The sequence below is a fragment of the Algoriphagus taiwanensis genome (assembly GCF_036245645.1).
Lineage (GTDB): Bacteria > Bacteroidota > Bacteroidia > Cytophagales > Cyclobacteriaceae > Algoriphagus > Algoriphagus taiwanensis.
Genome location: NZ_BTPE01000003.1, coordinates 108,318 through 134,059, shown reverse-complemented (window position 1 = coordinate 134,059; position 25,742 = coordinate 108,318). Strand labels below are relative to the sequence as shown.

Genomic DNA, 25,742 nt, shown 5'->3' with positions numbered 1-25,742 from the left:
TAGGCAATTATGGGCAATTATGGAGGAGGACTGCTAAAATTTAGAATTCAACCCAGACAGCAATCTCACTTATCCATTAGGAATTCTTCATTCGATCGGCAAAGTATTTCTTCAACTTTTCCACCTTTGGCCTGACCACAAACTGACAATAGGGCTGCAAACCATTGAGATTGTAGTAATCCTGATGGTAAATCTCGGCAGGATAAAAGTTGGAAAAAGCAGTAATCTCGGTCACGATAGGCGAATCAAACACAGAGGCGTCATTCAGCTCTTTTTTCATCCGTTCCGAAAGTTGCTTTTGCTCCTCATTCAGATAAAAGATAGCCGAACGATACTGCGGACCTACATCAGCCCCCTGACGGTTGAGCGTGGTCGGGTCATGGGTAGCCCAGAAAACTTCCAGAAGTTGCTCAAGACTGACTTTGCCCGGATCAAAAAATACTTGGATCACCTCAGCATGTCCGGTGGTGCCGGTACATATCTGCCGATAGGTCGGTTCTTCCACGATACCGCCTGCATAGCCAGAGACGACTTTTTCCACCCCTTCCAATCGTTGAAAAACAGCTTCGGTACACCAAAAACAGCCTCCGCCTAAAATTATACTTTCCAATCCAGGGATGACTTCAGGTGAGGTAGTCGGAATTTGAGATTGATTTTCCATTTTGATTATTTGTTAAATCCGGTTTCTTAATAGGAAGAAGGAGGAAGCTAAAATGTCTATATAAACTTAAAATCGACTGGCTTCGGTCTTCTAGCCACATAGGCCTAGAAAGTACGTCAACTTGCATTATTGCGGATAGTCCTACTTTTTATCCTAAAACCAAACACCGGTAAGCTTACTTAGGTTTATCCGCTTTGGAAATTCTCACCGGTCCTTTGGGCAATTCCTGTGGCGAAACCGGAATACCTTTTTGAGTCACCTGAATTGATCCTTCGCGATATAACTCCATCATGGCTTCTCGGACATCCGGCATAAATAGCCTCCAATCCTCAGGATACATGGATCGCACTACTTCGGAAGGGCAAAAAGAGGAGGTGTTTCTTCTTCTGCAAAAATCCAAAATAGCCGATTTCAATATCTCCATGAGCTAATTCAATGGCAGATCATGACGAAAGCCGGAGGGAAATTTTTTAAGGTGAATCGTACCTGAACCTCAGAGAAATACTTGGAAAAGAGATTTTTCAACAGATAAGAATAACATATCTGGACAAACTTACCCTTCGAAGTCAGGGAGTTTTTTGAGTGGGTAAGGATAGCGTCGGTAGCCTCCTTGCTGATCAGACTAAACGGAAGACTGGAAAAAATCGCATCCGCCTTTCTTCCTTTCAGGTAGAGATGAATGTTTTCTGCTGAATCATTGATAATCTGAATATTATCTTCCGGAAACTGCTTTCTCATTGCCTTGCAGAAGGATTCATTGATCTCAAATACCAGCAATTGGGCTGATTCAGGCATTCTGCTGACAATGCCCTCGGTGATGCTCCCATCTCCACCTCCCAGTTCCACGATTACCTCTGCATTGCTTAGATCGGTGAATGAAAGCATTTTTTTCACTAGGGATTTGGAGCTAAAAGTGACTGCTCCCGTGGTTCCCAGATTGGAATACAATTCCAACAATAAATCTCTTTTACTCATATTGGACTAATGACCTTCGAAGATACCTGAATTTGTTTTACTTTTCCGATATAGATTCACACACCCCTTAAATATCATGGCCCAAAAGGCTCAAATTCATTCCCACTTACCCGCCAAATTAGAAAAAATCATGAGGACCTTTTGGGGTATGTCTTGGGTATATCTCTTACTCATGCTCATACTCAGAGCGGCGGAAATCCAAGTGGTTTTTCAATCCCATGTGTTGGAATTTGATGGAAGTTCGCTTTTGGGAGTCAGTCTTTTTCAGGATTTGGGTTGGATATTTTATTTCTTGGGTTTGCTTCTGATCATCCATCTCCTGCTGAGTCTATTTTCGGTGACGCTATCCAAAATCCTGGTTCAGACCCTTCTGACCCTGGCCCTACTGATTCATATTGGGTTGATTTTTTACTTCTCGAAGACCCTCCTTCCTCTGGGCAAAGATCTTTTTGCCTACAACTGGAACGACATGCTCCTCACAGTCAAGGCTTCAGGACAGCTCAATGCCCTCAATTTGGGATTAGGTTTGGTGTTTTTCGGATTTGTTTTGGGTCTGCTTCATCTGGGTGTATATCTGACCCGATTGCCTTTAAAGACTTACTTTTTCCTTACAGGAGGGCTGATAGTTTTTGTGATTCTTTTTCGTTTTTCGCCTGATTTTGAATTGGACGAAGGGAATGAAATTCGAAAAAACATTCAGCTGAATAAATCCAAGTTTTTGGCAGAAGAGACCTTTGACTATCTCGTGTACGGTGGGGAATATTATTTTGATTTTTATTTGAGAAGTGGCAATGAGGATCTGGTAGTCAAAAAAGATTTCAACAAGGATGAATATCCTTTTGCACATCAAGCCGCCTATCCAGATGTTTTAGGGCCGTTTTTCGATTCCCTTTCCTCTCCCCCGGATTTGGTGTTTATTTTGGCAGAAAGCTTTGGCAAGGCATATTCTGGAAAAGGTGCCTATTTGGGAAGTTTCACTCCTTTTCTCGATTCTCTGGAAAATCACAGTTTGATTTGGACCAATGCCATATCGTCCACGGGGAGGACTTTTGGCATTTTGCCTGGAGTTTTTGCTGGATTACCCTTTGGAGAAAAGGGTTTTTTGGAGCTGTATGATGAATTCCCTTACCATCAGACGCTGATCAGTATTTTGAGAGACAACGGCTACAAAGCCCGGTTTTTTATCGGCGCTGACCGGAAGTTTGACCATGAGGGGGATTTTCTGGAATACCAGCAAGTGGATCAATTGGAAGATGAATCGACTTTTCTTCCCGGTTTTGAAAAAGCACCTTCCAACAATGGATTTTCCTGGGGATATTCTGACAAAGAATTGTTCAAAAACGGCCTGCTGAAGTTACCTTCCGAAAAAACAGGTCCTGAAATCCGGATCTTTCAGACCCAAACTTCTCATGACCCCTACATCGTCCCCGAAAGGCCATTTTATGAGCAGAAATTTTCCTCCCATTTGAGGGATTATCTTCAGATCAGTTCGGATCGAATCCCTGAATACGAGGCTTACAAAAACATCTACATGACGGTACTCTATGCAGATGATGCCATCCGGATGTTTTTTGAGGAATACAAAAAGCGGCCTGAATTCGCCAACACGATATTCATCATCACGGGAGACCATCGCTTGCCGGAGATTCCCATGTCTTCCCGACTTGACCGCTTTCACGTCCCATTGATGATTTATTCTCCTTTACTCAAATCAAAGGAAGAATTCAAAGGCTTGAGCAGTCACTTTGAGGTCACCCCTTCCCTTTTGTCTTTTTTGGAGAAAAATGCCTCATTGAATCTGCCTGAAGAATTCATTTGGCAGGGACAAGTATTGGACACAGCCCGAGTCTTTCGCTCTCAAATCGCCATGCCTCTGATGAGGAACAAGAATCAATTGGTAGACTATCTAAGCGGAGAATTTTTCCTATCTGACGGACAGCTGTTCCTTATCAGTGACGGCCTCAATATCGATCCGGTCGAGGACGCCAATATGACCAACCAACTCATAGGGGAATTTGAGGATTTCAAAAACAAGAATGCTTACACCATCCAAACCAGAAAATTGCTCCCTCCTCCCCAATAATGGAATTAGGGGGTCTTTTTCCCAGCTTCGTTAAATACCTGCTCCAAAAGCGGCAAAAAGTAGTTCCAGTAAAAGCTATGGCGATTGGTGTGGTCGGCAGTCACATAGAAACCTCTCCAAAGCGTAGGTAATCCTGCAAAAGTGTGGTAGCCTAGATTGGGATCCATATCAGAAAAATCCCCGGAAAAGTAATATTGCCTACCTCCGTTGATTTCTCTAAACACTGCCGATGGAAAATACCTAGGCAATCCCATTTTTTTCAATCGCTCATACCCTACTGTACTCGGATCAATATCATAGTAAGAAATGACCTGATAATCTCTTTCTACCAATACAATGTCCATCCAGTCCGGGTAGGGAATCACCTGAGGCAACTTATACCCATGCTTATTCATCTTTTGGGTTCGGACCAAGGGCACTTTATTCTGATAATCAAGACCATAAACAAAGACTTCCACCTCTCCCGAATCCCGGATAAAAACCATTCCCGGCCCGGTAAAATCCCAGCTACTTCCTTGAAACGAATACATTTCCAAGAGCCAAAGAGGAATTTCCTCATTTTCCTCAGGATTGAGCTCGTCGAAATACCTCGCTATCCATCCTGTCCATTTTACCCCCATTAGGTTCTCAAATTCCGATCGGACAGATTTGCTCGTCGGAGAAGCCATGGAGTTAAATTCCGCTATGAGGTATTTCCCTTGATCTTTAGCCTGTCGGACGAGTTCAATTTCTGATTTACCCAATCCTCCATAGATCTTCTTTTCCTGCTGCACTTGACCAAAATCACTCTCATAAACCCCATAGGTGTCAGCCAAAAAAACCAAATCCGATTCAGATACCAACCTCTTTATCTCCTCTTCTGATTTACCTTCCAGATCTTTTACCACTCCTTTTTTGTCTTGAGATCCATCTGGAAAAAAACCAAAGTAATCCTGATCTACTAAATAATCTGCCCCGGTATTTTTTTTGAATTTTCCATGATTAAGCGCCCAAATGACTCCGGTATGCTCTCTATAATTTCTGTTGGGAACAGTCTTATCCACCAAAATTACCTCCAGTTTTTTCTCAGGATAAAATCTCCAAATCAGGTAGCTGAGCAGAGGCAATCCCAAAAACAAGATTAGCAGAGGGGTCAGTCTTCGAAGGTAAAGTTTTACTTCTTCTCTCATAGGCATGGGTAGATTCTAAAATCTGTATTCTGTACCAAGGGACAGGTTGAAGTTGTTTCGGACATTGTTTTCACCCAGTTCATCTCTACTCCATCCAGTGAATCCAAAAATCATCCATCTCGAGGTGATCAGCTGCTGATAGCCCAAACGGACCCGATAGGAATTGAGCAGTTGGCTTTGGTCTCGGGTTTCCTCATCAGGTGAGACTCCAGTGCCCAGTTGCAGACTGAAGAAATCCTCTGCTGTTTTAAAGTAATATCTGGCTTGAAGCTGCCCGGAGGTACCAGTGCCTGCATCATCCGGAATCACATTAAAGCGGAAATTGATCCACCAATTCCCCACGTATTTACCCACTGACCCGGTGATCATATGGGTAACTTCTGAAAATCCCAGATACCGATAGCCACCTTCTACTTCCCAGGCTTTGGGCAAATTATGATAATAGGATGCTCCCAGTCTTAACTTTGGAAAAAAGCTGGCACCAGAGCCGCCGACATTCAGGTAGGCGTAACCATTTTTCCCGATGGAAGGATAGGCATCCAATTCGTAAAGTGTACCAAACCCATCAAAACGCTGCGATTGAGTCACCCTGGCAATCAATGCTCCGGTGAGGTTGGTTCGGGTACGTCCATAGACTGACCAGGTATGCCAGGGTGAAATATCTCCAAAAAACGTATCGTAATCATAGGTCGCACCCACAGCATTGGTTCTGCGAAGACGTTGAAGATTTTGAATGTAGCCCAGCATCCCTTCAGGCTTGTATCCTTTTTCGAAAAGGGGTTCCACTAATTCATACGCCAGATTATAGTCTTCCTGGAAATAGGCAATTCTGGACTCTCTGTAGGCCAATTCATCCGGTAAAGGGCTGAAATTGGACTTTGCCTTTTGCAAAACCACCGAGGCTTGATCCAACTGATCCGCCCACATCAGGTTGTCAAGATAGGCAGCGTATCCATCCGCATAGGCTGGGGAAGCTTGGATCGCCTTATCGAGATACATACTAGCCGAATCATTCTTCCCTTCCCAGGCATAGCTCCTGCCCACCAAAATCAGAATATCAGCATAGGTAGGGGATATTTCCAAAGCCCGAAAAGCGATCTTTCTTCCTTCCTGATATTTTCCATCCAGAATCAATTTCCTGGACTGAGCCAAGAGCTCGTCAGGATCCTGAGACTGCTGAGCCCAAGCTGTCCAAGCAAGGCTCAGAAACAGAAAAAGAAGCGGCCATTTTTTAATGCAGATCATTTGTTCTTTGCTATTAGGTCTACACGAGCCCTGAAAGTAGGCCGAAACGAAATCCAATAGATTTCATCAAGCTGTACCCTTGGACTATTCATAGACTTGTGGTTGAATTGAGCGTTTTCTTGTCTTCGGCTGTTTTGAATCCTTTTCGGATCATCGAGCCCCAGCCACCTTTTCCTTTGATAAAGTCCCAATGACCCTTCAAACCCCACCAAACAACCTTGGGATGGACAGTAAATGGCTCAATGATAATCGTCCAGATCAGTCTGTTGAGATCCTTTTTGTCTTTGTAGTGGTTGAAAGCGATCTGCTCATAGAGGATACTGAACGAAGATACCAAGATCGAAAGCAGGTACATCAGGAGAAGCAGGGCAAAAAAGTAAACCGCACTAAAATCGCCCAGATAAACCAATATGACAGTATAAATCACTCCTAAAATCTCGATGATGGGGCCGGCTTTTTCAAAGACAGACCAAAATGGAAATGAGACCATACCGATGGTATTGTATCTTGGGTTGAGGCTCATTTTCTGATGAAGCTGAAGCGTTTCAATAGTTCCTCTCATCCATCGGTTTCTCTGCCGGGAAAGGACATCTTCGCTTTCGGGCACCTCAGTCCAGCAAAGTGGGTCAGGAACAAAGGCTACCCGATATGGAACCTTGGCTTCTTCCATGTATCTTCTCATCCGCACTACCAGCTCCATATCTTCTCCTACAGTCTTAGGAAAATAACCTCCCACCTGCCTCACCAGACTGGTCCGGAAAAAACCAAAAGCCCCGGAGATGATTAGCTTTCCGTTGATCCGAGTCCAAGCCATTCTTCCCATCAGAAAAGCCCTTAAATATTCCACAACCTGAAATCTCCCCAATAGAGAATTGGGTACCCTATACTGAGTCACGGTACCATCCATGACGTCACAATTATTGGCTATTCCAATCACCCCTCCCACGGCGATTACTTTCCTATTGGTCTCTTCCATAAAGGGACGCACCATTCTGGAAATCGAATCACTCGCCAAAATACAATCCACATCAATACAGGCTAAAATATCCATCCGCGCGATATTGATACCGGTATTCAGAGCATCTGCTTTACCTCCATTCACCTTGTCAATGACCGTCAGCCTCCTGAAGGACATATTGGAAGATCGATAAATCCCTCGGACAGGCATGGTTTCGATTTCAGGATGATAGGCATAGTCTGTTTTTTCCAATTCAAAATGACTGATCAATTTTTCCAAGGTGTCGTCCTTGGAACCATCGTTGATCAGAATCACTTCAAACTTGCCGTAGTGAAGGGAAAGCAAGCTCTGCACATTCTGGACTATGGTTTTGCCTTCATTGAAAGCCGGAGCCAAAATGGATACGCCCGGTGCCATCGGTGAAGTGACAATATCCCCATAATCCGCAAAGCGGTTTTTTCGAAGATAATCTCTCATTTCCAATGAACTGAGCACCATCATGATCAGGTAAATCACAATCACGGAGAAGCTAACCACCAAAAAAAACCAGCCAAATAGCTCGAGAATGAGATAAAACAGAAAGTTATACATGGGCTAGAAGTGGGTCATTAAGGTGGTTGCCAATTCTTTTGAAATCCTCTTTGGAGGATGTGGCCATGAGATTTTCAAATGCTCTTTGATCGAGCTCCTTCAGACTTCTCAGCATTGTCCTCTCGATGCGGAAGTCCTTGTTTTTTTCCAGAATCTCAGTAATCAACCGAAGGGATTCTTCATTTCCTAAGATCCCTGCTGCCTTTCCCGCTTGGATTAGCAGTTCGGGATTGTCGGAGGTGAGACAGGAATTGATAAAATCCACTTCCATATGAGCTCCCAGTTCTTGGTAGGTTTTCAAGGTCTCTATTTTCTCCAAATCATTCATGGAAGGAGTGTGCTTAGCCAATTCTTCCAATAGATCCATTTTACCCAACATCCTTACCAAACGAATGGCAAATATTCGGATACTCGCATTTTTCGAATCTAAGAGCATGGATAGATTCAATGGCCTGTAATTGTCCACAAAACGGATAATTCTCAGGAAATTCATCTGCTGCCAATCGGATAGCGGATATGTTTGATCTCTCAAAAATGACAGGTCAGACTTCTCAGACAGATTCAGCAAGGCAGCCACAGAGAGGGAGCGGAGATGATAATTGGATGAATCCGAATATCGCTTCACCTCTTGAAGCAATTCAGCCAGATCCATCTCGTTGACCTCTACCAGTGCTTCAGCAATTTTATGCCACTTTTTGGAATTTAACTTTTGCTGAGTCACTTTGACCAAGCCGGTTCTCCCGTATAGGGCCTTGAGTTTCCCCTTAAATTCCCCCTTCATCTTCTTGTTCAAACTGATTATCCTGTCAATCAGAACTTCTTTATAGAGAGGCTTGGACAGTAGAGAGGTAGGAAAGTATTGGTTTACCTCCCAATCCTCCATATTCTCGATTTCTTCGGTTTCTTTTTCGAAAAGAAGCGAAGTGAGCGGGTCCACGACCAGATGATCATAATCTTTGATTAGCTCTTCCTTTTTAATCTTCCGAGACTTATAGATGAGCATGAATAGAATGATAAAAAAAGCTGAACCAAAGAAAAAGAAAATGATAAAAGTGACTCCAATCAGCTTAAAATCAATAAAATAGGTAAAGGCATTTTTAAAGAAGGGAGAATAGCGGACCTTGTATGCCAATGCAATCCAATCTGACTCCGGAAGAACTTCTTTGTCTTTGGGAAAAAAATCACGATTTCGAATCAGGGTAGAAAGGTACTCCTTTACTCCATCAGTCGAAGAAGGTGCAGAATAGATAGAAAAGATCAAAGAATACGTTTGAGCAGCCGTATCCGGAAGATACTGCAGCAGAGTCAGGTCAGCAGTGGTAGAACTGAGCCTCCCAGAGTCATTACTCACAAGAGGTAACCAAGACTTTCCCAATAAAAGGCTATCCTCCTCGGATTCAGGAAAATATACCTGAAAGCTAAGACCCGGAATGGACTCCTGTACGATCAGAAATTCCTCAAGATTTGCATAGGGAGAAAGAAAATCCCCTTCCTGCCCGGAAACTTTTCCGGAAACTAGGCAGAAGAGAAGTAATACGCCGAGTAAAGCTTTTCTCATTCAGCTCAAGATAGGATTCTTTTCACACGTATTGCAAGTTCATTGGGGTTAAATGGTTTGGAAATGAAATCTGAAACTCCAAGATTGAAGGCTTCCAAGACTACATTTTCCTCGTCTCCCAGAGAACTTAGCACGATGATCGGAGTCTTGGGCATGAACTTTTTGGCATGGTGGATCAATTCAATCCCACTTCGGAAAGGCATCATCACATCCGTAATGATCAAATCAGGATTAACCGAGTCAATAGCATGAATGCCTTCATTGCCATCCTTGACTAAGTGGGTGTCGTATCCATCCTTTTTCAACCTGAACTGAACTAAACTGGAGATCAGCAGATCGTCTTCGATAATTAGGATTTTTTTTGTCATGTCGGGGGCGAAAACAACCCTAAATATAATAGGCTAATTGAACCAAAAACACGTTTTGACCACTCAAATAAGGCTCAGAAATGAAGAATGGATCTCATACCCATAAAATCGTATTTCAAGTTGCAATTTTAGCCATTAGTCAAAAAAAAAGTTTATAAAAAAAAATCTCAATGGATGATTTAAGGTCATTTAGTAGCTTGCTAGTTGAAGAAAACCAATCAATCGAATGAAAAAACCATTTCTAAAAGCGAGTTTGCTTGGATTGATGGTGACGGGTATTCTAATCCAATCCGCTAGCGCACAAAGCGATCCGACTGGAAAAAGAAGAGTAACCGGCACCTTCGCCATCACCAATGCCACACTCTTTGCCTCCCCAGGACAGCCTGGTGCCAAATCAACCGTACTTTTTAAAGACGGGGTGATTTTGGGTGTAGGGTCAGGTATTTCCATCCCTGCAGGAACTCAGGTTATTTCTGGAGACTCTTTGTTTATTTACCCGGGATTTATCGATGGGGCAGGCAGCATGGGAGTCACCAAGCCTAAAGACCCCGAAAAACCAAAAGACTTTGTCTCTTCAGCCCCACCGGATGAACTAGCCGGAATCACTCCTTGGAGATCGGTAGTGGATCAATTTGATCCAGCCTCAGGAGATGTCAATGACTGGAGAAAAGCGGGCTTCACAATTTCCCATCTTTTGCCTGACGGAGGCATGATTCCCGGCAAGTCAGCCGTAATGGTTTTGGGCGATGGAAAATCCACCAATCTGATCCGATCCAACACTGCCCTAGCAGCCAATTTCCGCGGGTCCAGAGGAATGTATCCTGCTACTGCTGCCGGTGTCATGGCCAAATTTCGTGATGTATATCAAAATTCAACTTTGGCCCTTGAGCATGAATCCATGTTTGCTTCCAATGCCGGGGTAACCCGACCCAAAACCACTCCTACCCAAACGGGAATGGCTGCTGTGATCCAAAAACAAATCCCTGTGATATTCGAAGCCCCGAGAGAACTGGAAATCAGAAGAGCTATTTCTCTTCAGAAGGAACTGGGATTCAACCTGATTTTGACCGGATTGGAAAATTATGAAAATGTAATCCCGCTTTTGAAGAGTTCTGGGATTCCAGTTTTGATCCAATTGTCGCTGCCTGATGATAAAGCCATCAAAGCTCAAAAGGAAGACGGAGTAAGTGAAGCCACGCAAGCTCAATATGCACGCGTAAAAGAATCCTACGAGGCAGCACTCAAGCAAGCGGCTATGCTAGAAGCAGCGGGAATTCCTTTTGCCTTCTCCACCTCTGGTGCCAAATCAGGAGATGCCCTGAAGAATTTAAGAACTATGATCGAAAACGGGCTGAGCGAAAAAGCCGCCCTCTCTGCATTGACCACCAATGCTGCCTCCATTTTGGGTATCTCTCGCATGGCTGGTACGATCGAAAAAGGAAAGCTTGCCAATTTCATCGTAAGTACCGATTCCATATTCAAGGATGACGCGCAAATCAAGCACGTAGTGGCTGATGGATACATCTTTGACTACGAAGTGAAAAAGAAGTCTGCAAATGGCAATGGAAAGACAAATGCCGGCGAAGGTGCTTCTATTGCCGGTGTTTGGGAATATCAGACCGAATCTCCAGCAGGGACCACCGGCGGGGAGTTAGAATTCACCAAACAAGGTTCAGGCTACGAGGGCACTATTACTTATGATGATCCATCCGGGTCAGGAAAAGCAAAAGCTCCGCTAAAAAACATCAAAATCAACGGAAATCAAGTCAACTTCGAATTTGATGTAGATGCCGGTGGTATGGCCATTACCGTATCCATTTCCGGAGAAATCAGCGGTACTTCCATGGAGGGAACCATGTCCATTGCTCAGTTCGGGTCCTTCCCGCTTTCTGCCAAACTAGCCTCACCAAGCCTCTAAAATGAACAGTATGAAAAAGTTAACTTATATACTCGCTGCATTCTTGGGCTTAGGGCTAAACCTGCATGCCCAAACACCCAAAGGCAGCATTTTGATCAAAAACGCAACCGTACTCACCGTCACTCAAGGCAATCAGGAAAATACCGATGTCTTGGTTCAGGACGGGGTAATTAAGCAAATCGGAAAAAATCTTTCTGCTCCTTCCGGAGTAACCACCGTAGATGCAACAGGCAAATATCTTATGCCAGGTATAATCGATGCCCACTCTCACGTGGCCTTGGATGTGGTAAATGAAGCATCATCCCCTATCACCTCCGAAGTACGAATGAAAGATGTAGTCAATCCATTCGAAATCGGAATTTATCGTGCTTTAGCCGGTGGAGTTACAGTATCGCATGCCATGCACGGCTCTGCAAATGTCGTAGGTGGACAAAATGCCACCCTGAAGCACAGATGGGGAGCTAAAGATCCTGCCGAAATCATCATGCAGGATGCTCCGAGAACCATCAAGTTTGCACTTGGTGAAAACCCAACCCGGGTTCACGGAAGAGGAAACGGTATCCAACCAAGAACAAGAATGGGCGTGGAAGCGGTATTGAGAAACGGATTTAATGAGGCCATCCAATACAAGAAGGCCTGGGAAACCTACAATTCTGCCAAAGCACAAAAAGGAAATAATACTCCCCCACCTGCTTACAGTGAAAGACTTCAGACTTTGGCTGATATCCTCGATGGCAAAATTATCATCCATTGCCACTCCTATCGTGCAGACGAAATCTACATGCTGATCAATGTAGCCCGTGACTTCGGGATCAAAAAGCTGGTGTTCCAGCATACCAATGAGGGATTCAAAGTAGCACCTGAAATCGCTGAGTATACCATGGGAGCTTCTGTATTCGCAGATTGGTGGGCGTACAAGTTTGAAGTTTACTATTCCACAGCATTCAATGCTGCTATTCTTCACAGAAATGGAGCCATCACTTCCATCAATTCAGATTCTGCAGAATTGATCCGTCACCTTTACCATGAGGCCGCCAAAACTCAGCGTTATGGAGGTTTGACCGACGACGAGGCTTTGGCCATGATTACCATCAATCCAGCCAGACAATTGGGCATTGATGACAAAGTAGGTTCGATTGAAGTCGGAAAACAGGCAGATTTGGTGATTTTCGAAGGACATCCCCTATCCTCTTATGCTGTTCCTCAGATGACTTTCGTGGATGGCATCAAGTATTTCGACATTAAAAAAGACAAGGACGATCAGCGTCAGCTAGTAGCAGCTACAGAAATGGTAGAACCTATTTTCCTAAGAGCTGACGAAGAGGCACACCGATGCATGCAGGATGTGGATGCTTACTTCGAAGCCTTCCAAGGAGCATTTTTGGAAGAGCATAAACATTAATTCCCCAAAAAGACTAGATCATGAAAAATATACTTAAAACGGTTTATACGCTGCTTTTGGGCTTTTTGCCCCTGGCAGTCCTAGCTCAGATAGACGGGGAATTTGTAAAACCTCGTTCGGGTAAGTTCCTTTTGCAAAATGCAACAGTGGTAACGATCACCAAGGGGACTTTGACCAATACCTCAGTCTTGGTAGAAAATGGCAAAATCGCCCAAATAGGAGCAAATCTTTCTGCAGGAGATGCAGAAGTAATTGACTGCACGGGCATGTTTGTGTACCCTGGCATGATTGATAGTGGCACCCGGTTGGGTATGGTAGAAGTAAGTTCTGTTCCCGAAACGGTGGATTATGCAGAAATCGGAAATGTAACTCCAAATATGCAGGCACTTACCACAATCAATCCCAATGCAGAAGCCATAGGGGTGACTCGAGTCTCTGGAGTTACCACTGTATTGGCAGTTCCTACAGGAGGGCTTTTCCCTGGAACAGCCGCATTGATCAACCTGAATGGCTATACCCCGGACCAGATGTTTGGAGGATTCAAGGCCGTGGTCATGAATTTTCCAAGCTCAGGAAGAAGAGGCCGATTTGACAGAAGATCCGACGACGACATCAAAAAAGATGCAGAGAAGGCCATGAAAGAAGCGGATGAGATCTGGAACAACGCCAAAAACTACCTGGAATTGAAAAATGCCGGAGCCTCACTTCAGTACTATCCTGAGATGGAGCATTTGTCCAAAGTACTCACCAAAGAGCTGCCACTTCTCATTCAAGTCAATGCCGCTTCTGATATTCAGAATGCCATCAAATGGATAGAAGGAAAAGATATCCAAGTGATTTTCTCAGGTGTAGCGGAAGGCTGGAGAGTAGCTGAGGAGATTGCCAAAGCCGGTATACCGGTAATCACTGGACCAGTGCAGGATTTGCCTACCAGACAATCTGATCGATACGACGCAGCTTATGCTAATGCAGGTAAAATGGCAAAGGCAGGCGTAAAAGTGGCCTTGAGAACTGACGAGGAAGAAAATGTGAGAAATCTTCCTTTCCATGCGGCTTTTGCTGCTGCTTATGGCTTAGGCAAGGATGAAGCTTGGAAGGCAGTTACCATCAATCCCGCTGAAATCATGGGTATTGCAGACCAATATGGATCTGTTGAGGTAGGAAAAAGAGCCAACCTGATTGTGTCAACCGGGGATCCGTTTGAAACCCGTACACAGATCATGCATGTATTCATCGATGGATACCGAATTCCACTTTCCAACAGACATATCCGGCTTTATCAGGAATTCCTAGAAAGGTCTCCTGGTCTTAAAGCAAATTGATTTACAGAAAGAGGCTGTCTAAAAAGTGAGTTTGTCACATTGAGCGAAGTCGAAATGTCGTCCATAAAGCTGGAAATGGCCTTCGACTCCGCTCAGGCTGACAACTAAACGATTTATGAGACAGCCTCTTTTTTTTGAAAGATTGAAAAAGCAAAAGATTGGAATATTCCATAAACAACGGCTCAACCTTAAAATAATCTAGTATGAAAGAAAATTTAAGGCCTAAATTGAGCTGAGAGGTTCAGCACCCGAAAGCTTTACTCTTCTATCTTCAATCTTTCAATTTTGCAATTTTAAAATCTTCCAATACCCCACATGAAAAAAACTATACTCTCGGCTTTAGCTCTTAGCCTATTTCTTGGGAATTTGTCTGCCCAAGACGGCTTTCTCCCTTCCCAACTAGCCGACCAGAAAAAATTTGAACTGGATTACCTCAAGGCAGTTCCTTTTGACCGCTTTAAAATCCACCTGCAGGAACTGACCAAAAATCCTCACATAGCAGGAACACCTGAAAATGAGTTGGTCAAAGACTACATGGTCAAAATCATGTCCGATGCCGGCATGGAAGTCAAAGTGTGGCCTTATGATGTGTACCTTCCAAATCATCCGGGAAAATCTGAACTCCAGATTGTTTCACCAGTACAAATGACTCTCTCTCAAAAGGAGGGTAAGATTGAAGAGGATCCTTTTTCTGATGACCCCAGACTTCATTTGGGATTCAATGCTTTCTCGGGAAGTGGTGATGTGACCGCGGAGGTGGTTTATGTCAATTATGGCACTCGGGAAGATTTCCAAAAACTCGCCGAAATGGGAGTTGAACTGAAGGGAAAAGTTGCCCTTGCCCGATATGGGGGTAATTTTCGTGGATACAAAGCCAAGTATGCCGAGCAATACGGGATGATTGGATTGGTGGTCTATACCGATCCCAAGGACTCCGGATTTGCAAGAGGGGAAGTTTATCCAAAAGGTCCATTTTTCAATGAAACCACCATTCAGCGTGGTTCCATGCTGACTTTGGAATTTACCGGTGACCCACTCACGCCCAATAGACCTGCCCTACCTCTTGACGGCTCCAAAAAAGTAAAAAGAGACGATCCATCTACGGTGGATTTCCATACCATCCCCGTCACTCCCATCGGCTATGGTGCTGCCAAAGAAATCCTGAGCCGGATGACCGGTGCAGAAGTTCCTGCAGAATGGCAGGGAGGTTTTGACTTCAAATACCGAATCACCGGAGGTGAAGACCTGAAAGTCAGAGTGATGGTCGATCAAAAACCGGACTTTATCCGAGCCAATAATGTCGTAGGAACATTCATTGGGAAAGATTTTCCGGATGAATGGATTATCCTTGGTTCCCACTACGATGCTTGGTCCTTTGGAGCTACGGATCCCAATTCTGGAACTGCTATGCTTCTTACTTTTGCAGAGGCTTTGGGTGCTCTGTACAAAAACGGGCAAAAACCATCCCGGTCCATTCTCATTGGACATTGGGACGCAGAAGAACAAGGAATAATCGGTTCCACAGAATGGGTGGAGCATCTGAAAAAGGAATTGGGAGCAAAGGCGATCTCCTACATGAACTTTGACGGAGGCGTATCCGGACGAAACTTCGGAGCTTCTGCCGCTCCTACCCTCAAGAAACTTATTATCGATGCATCCAAAGAAGTGACCTACCCTGATTCAGCCAAAACTGTCTTTGAGATTTGGGCAGGAAGAAATGAAGAACCAAGAATCGGGAATCTGGGCGGGGGTTCAGACCACATCGCATTCTACATGCATGTGGGGATTCCTTCTTTGAGCGGAGGTTCGGGTGGGACAACAGCCTATCACTCTAACTATGACAACTTCCACTATTACTCCAAATTTTCTGACCCGAGCTTCAAAATGGGTGGTGCAGTTGCTCAGCTTTTTGGCTTGGTAGCTATCCGGCAGGCCAATGCAGCCGTGATTCCTTACGATGTTCCCAGATATGCTCAGGACCTGAAGGGGCACTTTGAGCAAGCTGTAAAAAATGTTCAATCCATTGATCCCAATTTCCAGGGATTTGACCAGGTATCTTCTGCCCTCACTCAACTAGAAAAAAGCTCCGAAGCCTACCAAAATTCACTTCACAAGGCTTTGAATGAGGAAACCTTACCCGCTAAGCACTTGGCAAAAATCAACAAAGGATTGATTGGTCTGGAAAAAAGCTGGATTGACCCCAAGGGTATGTACTATGGAGAATGGTACAAGTCTCTTTATGTCTGCAACGATCCCTTCTCAGGATACGCTTCTTGGATTCTTCCTGGCATTCAGTACGAAGTGGCCATTAAAAACACCTCGCGCTTGGAGGAATGGGATACCCGCTATGCCAAAGCAATTTTGGACCTGAGTAAAAAGATAGACAAGCTGACTGGACTGATGAACTAAAATTAAAGAGGCTTTCTTATAAATCGTTTCGTTGTCAGCCTGAGCGGAGTCGAAGGCTATTTCCAGCTTTCAGGAAGACATTTCGACTTCGCTCAATGTGACAAACTTCACTTTTGAGACAGGCTCTTTTTTTGCCTTATTAGACAATTCAAATTTTTGGCCTATCAAAAATCACATTGCTTTCTGTAAAGGCTAAAGCTAAATACAGAATTCTGTTGGACGAGGGTGGAATCCTAAAAGCGCATCCTTTTTCGGAATTAAGCAAAAGCGTACTTGTAGTTTTTTTCAAATCAAAACTTGCGCTTATCTTTTATATAAATTACTTTTATTCAAGTGTTTACTCGACTTTTCAAGAGTTAGCTGCCCGTAAAGGCTCTGATTATATTTTCTTTTAACCTAAATTTTTAAACCAATGGCAAAAACAACCCTCAAGAAGGAAGAGCTTGACGCACTCAAAGCAAAAGCGAAAATAGCCTCCTCAGCCACCGATTTGTCTGAGCGATTTCAAAAAATCGGTAATCGTTTTGTTTTCAAGGCAATGAGAAAAACTCCCCGCTCCTATGCCGGGGTATTGGATTTGGATCCAGCCTCATTTAAGCTGTCTACCCGATTTGAATTCAGGGAGATCTCCCTGATCAGTCCGGATGATTTTGACTATGTCCCCAAGCTAAGTGCAGCAGACAAAAAATCTGCAGAACCCATTGATGAAGAGTTACAGGCGTTCAAAAGCTATTATGCCGTGGATTCTGGACTATTGAATCCGGTAAGTATAGTAGCGGATGCTTTGATAGCCAATATGCCAGAAGTGGTAGACCATCGTGTCAACCAATCTCCAGTCAAAGATCAAGGTGGTAGAGGTACTTGCGTATCTCATGCTTGTATGGCTGTCTTGGAAGCTTTTCCGCATATCTCAGACAATCTTTCGGAGCAGTACACCCATTACAAGTTCAATGAGTTTCTTAATCGCCCACACAATCAGGATAACGGACTCAAAACGACTGATGGTGCGCCTTTCTTGGCAAGGAGCAATGGTAGAGTCTGCTTGGAAAGCCAATGGCCTTACATTTCAAGCCAAACTACCATCAACAACATGGTGGCCAACAATACCTATGGCCCACCTCAGGCCGCAGTGAACAATCAATCCTTCGGGATTGGGAGCTACAAGATCATCGAAGACAAGGGATTGGTGGGAGAAAGCATCAAAAATACCCGCTACTTAGAAGCCCTTCTATTTCAGGGTTACGACATTGTCTTTGGTTGCCATGCTTCATGGGATGATAAGGACAATAATGATATTCTAGACCCATTCTTAAAAAGCGATGGCAGTCCAGCCAACTCAGGTGGACATGCCATGTTGATTGTCGGATACAATAGAAATGAGCAGTATTTCATTGTCAAAAACAGCTGGGGAGCCACTTGGGGACACAATGGCTATGGATATTTTCATTACAATTTCATCCGGGCTTGTGCCAAATACGGATTTGTGGTACATAGCACTGTTCCGGCTGCACCACCGAATCCACTTCCGAGAAAACTTGCTTTGGCCCCTTACAACAGCTCCAAAATCAGCCGGGCAGCTTTACGTGCAGCAGTGGTGTTCTTCAAGACTTCATCCGGCAGGTTTGCCGTGGCCGAAGCCTATGCAGGAGACAATCTTTACCTGAGAAATCTCCGTGTGTACAATCCGAATGGAAGTTTGCATCTCACGCGAAGTGCGTTGATTATCCGAAGTTCCTATCTCTGTGATTTGGATACCGGTCGGGAAACGAGCACCAATGCCGACTTTTGGTGGGAAGGAGTTAGAGCTGGGGTTCACAATCTCGTTCCGAGAAACAATGCCCAAGCCTGTATCGGATACAATCTGGCTGGTCTTAATCACGACAACATCAGCACCATGAATATGTCCACCACTTCGGTGTATTCGAAGCTTTTGAACTTTGCTGTTTTTGTGGGCAAAACCAACGCAGGCAGAACCTTCAAGATGCTAGTCCATGCCAAATCAGGGAATAAACTTCACATTTCTTATCTTGAAGTCTATAACTCAGACGGCAGTCGGTACAAATACAAAGAATCCATTGACGTTCCTTCATCCTGGACCTACAATCTGGACTCTCTCTCCCTTTCAGGAGGAAATCAGGCAGATATCTGGTGGAATGTCATTTCGGATAATGTCGCCTTCCTGAGACGTTATTCTACAGCAAAACTCAGATTAGTCTGGACACTTTAAATCATGAAAGTAGACTTTGAACTGGATACTGTTGAATCTTTGAACCTGGAAAAGGGTAAAACCTATCGGGTGCAATCCGTGACTCATCCACTGACTCGTGAATTCTTCATGATGAGCCCAGAAATCATCTTACCTGATTTTATTAGGCTCGAAAAGGAAGAAGGTCTGGATATAGAAGGATCTCATGGTTGCATTTACACGCTGAAGGCAGATAATCCCGGGAAAGGGATTCTCATTTCATCTCTTATAGATTTGAAATCAGGAATTGCAGTCAAAGAAAAAAAGGTATCGGTTGAGGTAAAGTAATCCCCTTGGAATAGATTTAAAAAGTAAAAAGTGCTGCAGGCTTGTAGCACTTTTTTTTATCCTATCAGGCAAATCCTATTTAGAGCATTATTTATTCAGCTGGATCGGTATCAATTGATAGATGGGCTGACCATCCGAGCTATTACCTTCCACCCTCAGATTGATTCGTTCCGTCCCATAAGGCACATAAATAAGTGTCTTAAAGCGTCCATTTTCCACTTTTACCAAAGGATTCCAATACAGCGTAGCTTTTGGCTTTAGGTACAGATCCTTTGGAGGAACAGAGGCAAACTCCGGAAATGTGGAATATCCTTGAATTGGAAACATCTGAAATCCCTCCGAATTGAATCTTTTATCAGAATCAGGCCCTGTACGAGAGCCATTTTTGGTCTCGATCATCAAAACCCCTGAATATCCTGCCATCCCAAAAACCACATTGGAAATGTTGTCATTGTATGCTTTAATCGACTTCAATTGGGAAGGTTCGAAGGAAAAAAGTCTCTCCCTGAATTCGTCCTTTTCTAAAAAGGGCATCGAAACCCCATCAATAATCAACAAGGGCGAACCAGTACTCTCTCCGAATGTAAAATTCCGAAACTTAAGGGTGGCGGAATTCAACTGAAGCAATCCTAATATCTCTCCCCATGTCTTAGTTTCTAAATCATTCGAAGTGATTTCGCGATTAGGTTCTCCATACCCATAGTTTCGCTCTGCCAGTGACTCTTTCTCTTTTTCTGCCTCTTTTACAAACTCTTCCAACAGGATGAAATCACCTGATAAATCCATCAATGGATTAGCAGATTCTGGAATATTAACGACTTGATACGAGGCTTTTGGAAAAGATCCCCGGAAGCCCGGCCGCTCCCAAGGAATAAGTTCCACACTTCCATAGGGTTGAAGCTTTTTATCCAAAGCTGCAATCGCAACCTGTGCCGAATCCCTAAACTGGAATCCGCTCGCCCAAAAAACTCCCGATGAATCTGAACTCACCTGACCATAATCTTCCAGGTCCCCTTGCACCAAAGTGATGGGTACTGCCAAAGGATCTTTCCTTTTTTCTGGAAAAAACTTACCCAAAACAGATACCCCATATTCTATGGGGTGAGGCAGATCACTGTCAAAGGTTTCTTTCAATGGCTGGTCTAACCAATCCAATGCTTTTTCCAAACGAAACTTCGGTTCCACTTCCATTTGCAGAGCCCCTTCAGCAGCAGAAACAACCACCTCTCCATCAATAGGATTATCCAACTCGTCTAAAAATTCCAACTCCAAGGAAAGGACCCTGTAATTCGTGGAATCATTAAAAGAAGACTTAGGAACCACCTTGATTTCACCAAAAAGCTCTTCTTCCTCCTGCACCTGCTGTTCCAATTTTTCATGAGGATCAAGGACAGGAAAGGGAAACTCGAAAAAGTCCATTTCCCCAAAGTTCATGCTCCATCTTGTGTAAGCCCTGAGAAGATAATTCCGTCTGGAAAGGGTATCAGCGAGCACAAGCCCTCCGGATATTTTTCCGTCTTTTATCGGAAACAAGCCCTTCTGAATAGAATTCAACTGTTCATCAATTATCTCCCAATGAATCGCTCTGCTCAGTGTATCCTGTTTGGTTTGATTTTGATAGAGCATTCTCCCTCCCAGCCATAGGGTCTCTCCGGGATAATAAAAGGCCTTATTGGTGGTAAGCCATGGCTTTTCCCGGAGGTTATTCAAGAGATTATGGCGATTTTGAAATACTTCCAACTCATCCAAAAAACCCGCAAAATTTTCATCAGGAATAAAATCCAAGGGTAAGGATCGAGCCATCCGCTGCCTTCCGATAAATCCCGACAAAACTAGCTGGGTAGGATGCAGCAGCGTGCCTTTTTGGTCCACATCAAAATGCCCGGAGGGAGCCATTATCCACGAGATGGCATGGTAAATATTGGTGTAGTAGTCATTTGGCCAAGGTTTAGTCAAATGGTGGACCTCCACTCTCTCCGGAAGAAAAATTCGATAAGTTCCATTTCCAAGAGGCTTCACATAGACAAATTCAAGTTTTAATGGAACAATGGATTTGTTTAACTCATAGTAAAAATCATTGGTCCGGTCTTCTTTGGGTATTTTCGGGTTGGCGATGTAAAGTTCGAATCCCTGGGCTCCTGAATTCTTCAAAAGAATAGACAAAACCAAGTGTCTTACCGAGTTTCGATAATTCAACTCTTTTTCCCTCATCCAGGTAGAATCAGTTAGGGAATTCTCAGGCGGAAGTTCTTGGTAAAATGCCTGTCCAAAAAAGCGGGAGGCATTTCGGAGCATTCTAAAGTCCTGCAAATAAAAATCGATTCGATACCCCAAAGCCCTATTTTCCAATAATAAGGGTTGCTGGGCGGAGGCTTTGGTGTAATTAAATCCTTTATCGGGCTTGACTGTTTCGAAATCGATGACCCAGGGATTCAATATTTCAATATCCCGGCCGAAAGGATCATCCGGAACAGCTAAAAATACCTCTTTGAACATTTTGAGATTTCGTTCCCAGCTCTTGTCGCGCTTGGCCTTGAGTTCGACCTCGGAAAGTTGATCCTCCAAAAAAACAAGCTCAAAGTTCTGAACAAAGGTTCGACTCCCTTTTCTTTTGATTTGAACCGATTGAGTTCCAAAACCCACAAAAGATGCTACCAGCTCAAATTCCTCTGGCAAATCTCCTGAAATCGAAAATCTCCCCTCCTCATCCGTAGCAGAACCAAGCGTGGAGTTATTGATAAATACGTTGGCAAAAGGCAGAGACTTTCCTGAGCCTTTTTCAGTGACAATTCCTGAAACAGTCTGTGAGAGGAGATCGGGAGAAAGAAAAAGAAGAAGAACAATCCAAAGAAATCTCATCGGAAATCAGGTTTTTCGGGTAAAAGACTCAAACTAAGCTTTTTATTTCAATAATCTATTTTCCCGAAAGAAATCCTGCTTGTGTCCAAAATTCAAAATCCAAGTGTTCATTTTAGAACAGTAAATCCAATCAAAAGTCCCCGTACGCTGAAAAAAGCCTAAACAATAACTTGGAACAGCCTTTGGTGAAGGATATAAAAAAACTTGCAACCATGCTGACTTTTATTCTCTGGTGTATCCTTTTTGTCCTCTGTTGGCCCATTGCCATCGTAGCTTTAGTACTTTATCCAATCATCTGGTTATTGCTGCTTCCCTTCCGATTGATAGGGTTTGCGGTAGACCTGAGCTTTGACTTGGTGAGAAATATCTTTATGCTTCCATTTAGATTGGTCGGATACAAATGAGCTCATTTTACAAACCGATATTGACCGCTCTTTTCTATCTGGCACAGGTGGGAGTTGTAATGGCCCAGGATTCAATGAACTATCGGATTACAGAAAACTATGTTCCGGACGATCTTGATCTATATCAAACTATCGTAAAGTTAGACCAGGAGTTTTTCGGATACTACAATACCTGCGAGACCCAATTGGAGCTTTATGCAGATTTCTATGCCGAGGAATTGGAATTCTATCATGATCAGGGAGGGCTGAGCACAAGCAAATCAGAAATAGTCCAATCGACCAAACAAAACATTTGCGGTAGGGTCACCCGGCATTTGGTTCCCAATAGCATTGAAGTATATTCTATCCCGGGTTTTGGGGCAGTAGAAATGGGCCTACACTATTTCATCAATGCAGACAACCCGCCAAACGAACCCAGAAAGGTGGGTCGGTTTATGATCTTCTGGAAAGAAGGTTCCGAAGGTTGGAAGATTTCCAAAGTGGTCAGCTTGCATTAATCAACTCTATTTAAGAACGTACTTTCTGCAAACTGCCTACTGCAAACTGGCCACTAAGCCTCCCTACTTCCTGAATACAAATCGTATTTGAGCAAGCGGCAGTCAATCGTCCCGTTCCAAAATTCGATCCTTCGGCTGGCTTTTAGGCCTACTTTCTTGGCCAATTCCAGATTTCCGGTAAAAATATAGCCTCTGTATCCTGCACATTTTTGCTTCATAAAGTCACCCATTCGCCGATAGGTGATTTCGAGCTCATCATTCTCACCCAATCTTTCTCCGTATTCCGGATTGAACATGATCACACCCCGGGGCTTTTCCGGAATTTCCGTCTCAGCAAAATCACAAACCTGAAACTCAATCATGTGCTCCACTCCTGCATAGGCAGCATTTTCTCTGGCAAAGGAGATGGCCTGCAGAGAAATATCCGAAGCGATAATTTTCACCTCAGTTGCTTCCACGATTTTATTCTCCAGTTTTCGCTTTTTGGCCAAAAATGCCTCAGGGTCATACCCCAGAATCGATTGGAAGGAATATTGATCCCGGTATAGCCCAGGATATCTTTTGGTTGCCATCAAAGCGGCCTCGATCGCCAAAGTACCCGAGCCGCACATGGGATTGATGAAAGGCACACGAGTATTCCACTCCGTGGCATAAATGGTAGCGGCGGCTAAAGCCTCCATCATGGGGGCTTTTCCGGGAATTTTGCGATAGCCATGCTTGGCAAGGGTTTCACCCGAAGTATTCAGATAGACAGTAGCTTGAGTTTCTTTCCAAAAAACCTGAATAACCAAACCCGAGAAATCTGCTCCTGAATCCGGTCGCCTTCCATATAGATCTCTAAACCGGTCTACTATAGCATCTTTTACTTTTACATTGACAATCAAAGGAGTGGTTACGGATTGATTTTCTACCACCGAATTCACAGAAAAGTAACCATCCACATCCAAGTATTCTTCCCATTGGATGGCTTTGAACCTGCGATAAATATCCTCTGCAGAGCGCAAATAGAAGGATTTGATCTCATAGAGCACATGGGAGGCGGTCCTTAGATGAAGATTGAGATCCATGCAATCTTCCAGAGATGCCTTGATACTGATGCCAGTCCTCACGATCTCCTCAGGCACAAATCCCAGTTCCCGAATCTCCTTTTCCAAATAACTTACCGAGCGGTCCTTGCAGGTAATGAATACCTTCCCTTTTTGGTTAAAATCAAGCATGGACAAAGGTAATCAAACCTATTTGGCTTTTGGGAAAAAGACTTTCAATCCCTTACCATTCATCCCAAAGCCCAAAAAAGATGCAATCGTTTGCGTAATTTGGAAAGTAAATTCATTGCCCCAGCAAGCTGAAATCGGGAATTTTACCTCAGACCCTAACTCAAAATACTTATGAAATACAGGAATCGATTCTTAGTCTATTCACTCACCCTAATGACACTTTGGTCTTGTGGACCTACAGAAAAGCAGGAGGACGGATGGAGAGACTTATTCAATGGAGAAGACCTCAGCGGATGGAAAGTCGTGGCGGGTACGGCCACCTTTGATGTAGCCAATGGAGAAATCATCGGAACTGCAGTGGCCGGTTCTCCCAATACGTTTTTGATTACAGAAGAAACATTCGGAGACTACATCCTTGAGCTGGAACTGAAAGTAGAACATACCAGCAGCAACTCTGGCGTGATGGCAAGAGGACAATATGACCCAGCAGCCAGAGATGGCAAAGGCTTGGTATTCGGCTATCAGATCGAAGCTGACCCTACCGAAAGAGGCTGGTCAGCCGGAATCTACGACGAGGCTAGAAGAGGCTGGCTGTATCCGGTAGATCTCAATCCCGAGGCTAAGTCCCTTTTCAAACTCGGAGAATACAATCATTACCGTATCGAAGCAATCGGAGACGAAATCAAAACTTGGCTCAATGGCCAGGAAGTAGCCTATGTGGTAGATGACATGGACAAAACAGGTTTTGTTGGACTTCAGGTTCACAGCATCAGAAATGCAGAGGATGCAGGGAGAAAAACCTATTTCAAAAATGTCAAGATCAAAACTGAGAATCTGGACCCCAAACCTTGGGGCAAAGACCTCCCGGTAGTCAATAACCGACTCAATCAACTGACAGATTATGAAATAGCTAATGGTTGGAGGCTTCTCTTCAACGGTCAGAACAGTGAAGGTTGGAAAAGTGCCAAAAAAGATGATTTCCCTACTGAAGGTTGGAGCATTACCGATGGAGTTTTAACCATCGCAAAAACAGACGGAAGCGAATCCCAAAACGCGGGTGACATTGTGACCACCGAGCAGTTCTCCGCTTTCGACTTAGCCTTTGACTTTAGATTGACAGAAGGAGCCAATAGCGGGGTAAAATATTTTGTCACGCTAACCGAAGGAAATAAAGGTTCGGCCATCGGACTGGAATACCAGATTTTGGATGATGAAAAGCACCCGGATGCCAAAATGGGAATTGACGGAAACCGCACCCTTTCCTCTTTGTATGACCTCATTACTTCCAGCAAGCAGCCGAGATTTGTAAGACCAATAGGAGAATGGAACAAAGGCCGCGTAGTCGTCTATCCTGACAATCGCGTGGAGCACTACATCAATGGAGTCAAAGTCGTGGAGTATGTGAGAGGCTCTCAGGAATTCAGGGACTTGGTAGCGGGATCCAAATACAAGATCTGGGAAAACTTTGGTGAAGCTCCTCAAGGCCATATTCTGCTTCAGGACCATGGAGATGAAGTCAGCTTCAAAAACATCAAGATAAAAACCTTAAATTGATTTCCTTTAACCCAAAAGA

The 25,742-nt window shown here is 44.0% G+C and carries 20 protein-coding genes; 10 read left to right on the top strand and 10 right to left on the bottom strand.

Annotated elements, in window-relative coordinates:
- Positions 1-76: 76 nt before the first annotated feature.
- From msrA to AAA938_RS04855, 3 genes are all read right to left on the bottom strand, one after another.
- Positions 77-661: a peptide-methionine (S)-S-oxide reductase MsrA gene (gene msrA, locus AAA938_RS04865; protein WP_338227519.1), complete on the bottom strand. Its 585-nt coding sequence runs from the start codon at positions 659-661 to the stop codon at positions 77-79.
- Positions 662-836: 175 nt separating this feature from the next.
- Positions 837-1,085, bottom strand: a complete 249-nt coding sequence (locus AAA938_RS04860; RefSeq protein WP_338227518.1) for a DUF3253 domain-containing protein — start codon at positions 1,083-1,085, stop codon at positions 837-839.
- A gap of 8 nt (positions 1,086-1,093) precedes the next feature.
- The gene (locus AAA938_RS04855; protein ID WP_338227517.1) at positions 1,094-1,636 is read right to left on the bottom strand and encodes a class I SAM-dependent methyltransferase; all 543 of its coding nucleotides are present in this window, start codon (positions 1,634-1,636) and stop codon (positions 1,094-1,096) included.
- A 130-nt stretch (positions 1,637-1,766) separates the two neighbouring features.
- Here AAA938_RS04855 and AAA938_RS04850 point away from each other — a divergent pair, with 130 nt between their 5' ends.
- The gene (locus AAA938_RS04850) at positions 1,767-3,719 is read left to right on the top strand and encodes an LTA synthase family protein (RefSeq protein ID WP_338227516.1); all 1,953 of its coding nucleotides are present in this window, start codon (positions 1,767-1,769) and stop codon (positions 3,717-3,719) included.
- A gap of 5 nt (positions 3,720-3,724) precedes the next feature.
- Here AAA938_RS04850 and AAA938_RS04845 read toward each other — a convergent pair whose 3' ends face one another.
- The 5 genes from AAA938_RS04845 to AAA938_RS04825 all read right to left on the bottom strand — a co-directional run bounded on the left by AAA938_RS04845 (position 3,725) and on the right by AAA938_RS04825 (position 9,608).
- Positions 3,725-4,888 carry a hypothetical protein gene (locus tag AAA938_RS04845; protein WP_338227515.1) on the bottom strand — a complete coding sequence of 388 codons (1,164 nt, stop codon included), beginning with the start codon at positions 4,886-4,888 and terminating at the stop codon, positions 3,725-3,727.
- A 15-nt stretch (positions 4,889-4,903) separates the two neighbouring features.
- Positions 4,904-6,133, bottom strand: a complete 1,230-nt coding sequence (locus AAA938_RS04840) for a YaiO family outer membrane beta-barrel protein (RefSeq protein ID WP_338227514.1) — start codon at positions 6,131-6,133, stop codon at positions 4,904-4,906.
- Between the two features lie 88 nt (positions 6,134-6,221).
- Positions 6,222-7,682: a glycosyltransferase family 2 protein gene (locus tag AAA938_RS04835; protein ID WP_338227513.1), complete on the bottom strand. Its 1,461-nt coding sequence runs from the start codon at positions 7,680-7,682 to the stop codon at positions 6,222-6,224.
- Positions 7,675-9,240: a HEAT repeat domain-containing protein gene (locus AAA938_RS04830; RefSeq protein ID WP_338227512.1), complete on the bottom strand. Its 1,566-nt coding sequence runs from the start codon at positions 9,238-9,240 to the stop codon at positions 7,675-7,677. Before AAA938_RS04830 ends, AAA938_RS04835 begins: the two co-directional genes overlap by 8 nt.
- Positions 9,241-9,245: 5 nt before the next feature.
- Positions 9,246-9,608 carry a response regulator transcription factor gene (locus tag AAA938_RS04825; protein ID WP_338227511.1) on the bottom strand — a complete coding sequence of 121 codons (363 nt, stop codon included), beginning with the start codon at positions 9,606-9,608 and terminating at the stop codon, positions 9,246-9,248.
- 226 nt (positions 9,609-9,834) lie between these two features.
- Here AAA938_RS04825 and AAA938_RS04820 point away from each other — a divergent pair, with 226 nt between their 5' ends.
- The 6 genes from AAA938_RS04820 (at position 9,835) to AAA938_RS04795 (ending at position 19,192) form a co-directional block, all read left to right on the top strand.
- The gene (locus AAA938_RS04820) at positions 9,835-11,526 is read left to right on the top strand and encodes an amidohydrolase family protein (RefSeq protein WP_338227510.1); all 1,692 of its coding nucleotides are present in this window, start codon (positions 9,835-9,837) and stop codon (positions 11,524-11,526) included.
- A 10-nt stretch (positions 11,527-11,536) separates the two neighbouring features.
- Positions 11,537-12,928, top strand: a complete 1,392-nt coding sequence (locus AAA938_RS04815; protein ID WP_338227509.1) for an amidohydrolase family protein — start codon at positions 11,537-11,539, stop codon at positions 12,926-12,928.
- A 20-nt stretch (positions 12,929-12,948) separates the two neighbouring features.
- Positions 12,949-14,250, top strand: coding sequence for an amidohydrolase family protein (locus AAA938_RS04810; RefSeq protein ID WP_338227508.1), 1,302 nt, complete (start codon positions 12,949-12,951; stop codon positions 14,248-14,250).
- 315 nt (positions 14,251-14,565) lie between these two features.
- Positions 14,566-16,659 (top strand): M28 family peptidase, encoded by a 2,094-nt coding sequence (locus AAA938_RS04805; protein WP_338227507.1) that lies wholly within the window; start codon positions 14,566-14,568, stop codon positions 16,657-16,659.
- A gap of 412 nt (positions 16,660-17,071) precedes the next feature.
- Entirely contained in the window at positions 17,072-18,886 is a 1,815-nt protein-coding gene (locus AAA938_RS04800; protein ID WP_338227506.1) for a C1 family peptidase, read from the top strand.
- Between the two features lie 3 nt (positions 18,887-18,889).
- The gene (locus AAA938_RS04795; protein ID WP_338227505.1) at positions 18,890-19,192 is read left to right on the top strand and encodes a hypothetical protein; all 303 of its coding nucleotides are present in this window, start codon (positions 18,890-18,892) and stop codon (positions 19,190-19,192) included.
- 87 nt (positions 19,193-19,279) lie between these two features.
- Here the strand turns inward: AAA938_RS04795 and AAA938_RS04790 are convergent, their stop codons facing one another.
- A complete protein-coding gene (locus AAA938_RS04790) occupies positions 19,280-22,051 on the bottom strand; it encodes a carboxypeptidase-like regulatory domain-containing protein (protein ID WP_338227504.1) in 2,772 nt (923 codons plus the stop codon).
- A gap of 212 nt (positions 22,052-22,263) precedes the next feature.
- Between AAA938_RS04790 and AAA938_RS04785 the strand changes: the two genes are divergently transcribed.
- The gene (locus AAA938_RS04785) at positions 22,264-22,455 is read left to right on the top strand and encodes a hypothetical protein (protein ID WP_338218875.1); all 192 of its coding nucleotides are present in this window, start codon (positions 22,264-22,266) and stop codon (positions 22,453-22,455) included.
- Complete coding sequence (locus tag AAA938_RS04780) at positions 22,452-22,952, top strand: nuclear transport factor 2 family protein (RefSeq protein WP_338227503.1); 501 nt, start codon at positions 22,452-22,454, stop codon at positions 22,950-22,952. Before AAA938_RS04785 ends, AAA938_RS04780 begins: the two co-directional genes overlap by 4 nt.
- Before the next feature lie 53 nt (positions 22,953-23,005).
- Here the strand turns inward: AAA938_RS04780 and AAA938_RS04775 are convergent, their stop codons facing one another.
- The gene (locus AAA938_RS04775) at positions 23,006-24,169 is read right to left on the bottom strand and encodes a THUMP domain-containing class I SAM-dependent RNA methyltransferase (RefSeq protein WP_338227502.1); all 1,164 of its coding nucleotides are present in this window, start codon (positions 24,167-24,169) and stop codon (positions 23,006-23,008) included.
- Between the two features lie 171 nt (positions 24,170-24,340).
- Here AAA938_RS04775 and AAA938_RS04770 point away from each other — a divergent pair, with 171 nt between their 5' ends.
- The gene (locus AAA938_RS04770; RefSeq protein ID WP_420915723.1) at positions 24,341-25,723 is read left to right on the top strand and encodes a 3-keto-disaccharide hydrolase; all 1,383 of its coding nucleotides are present in this window, start codon (positions 24,341-24,343) and stop codon (positions 25,721-25,723) included.
- Positions 25,724-25,742: the final 19 nt, after the last annotated feature.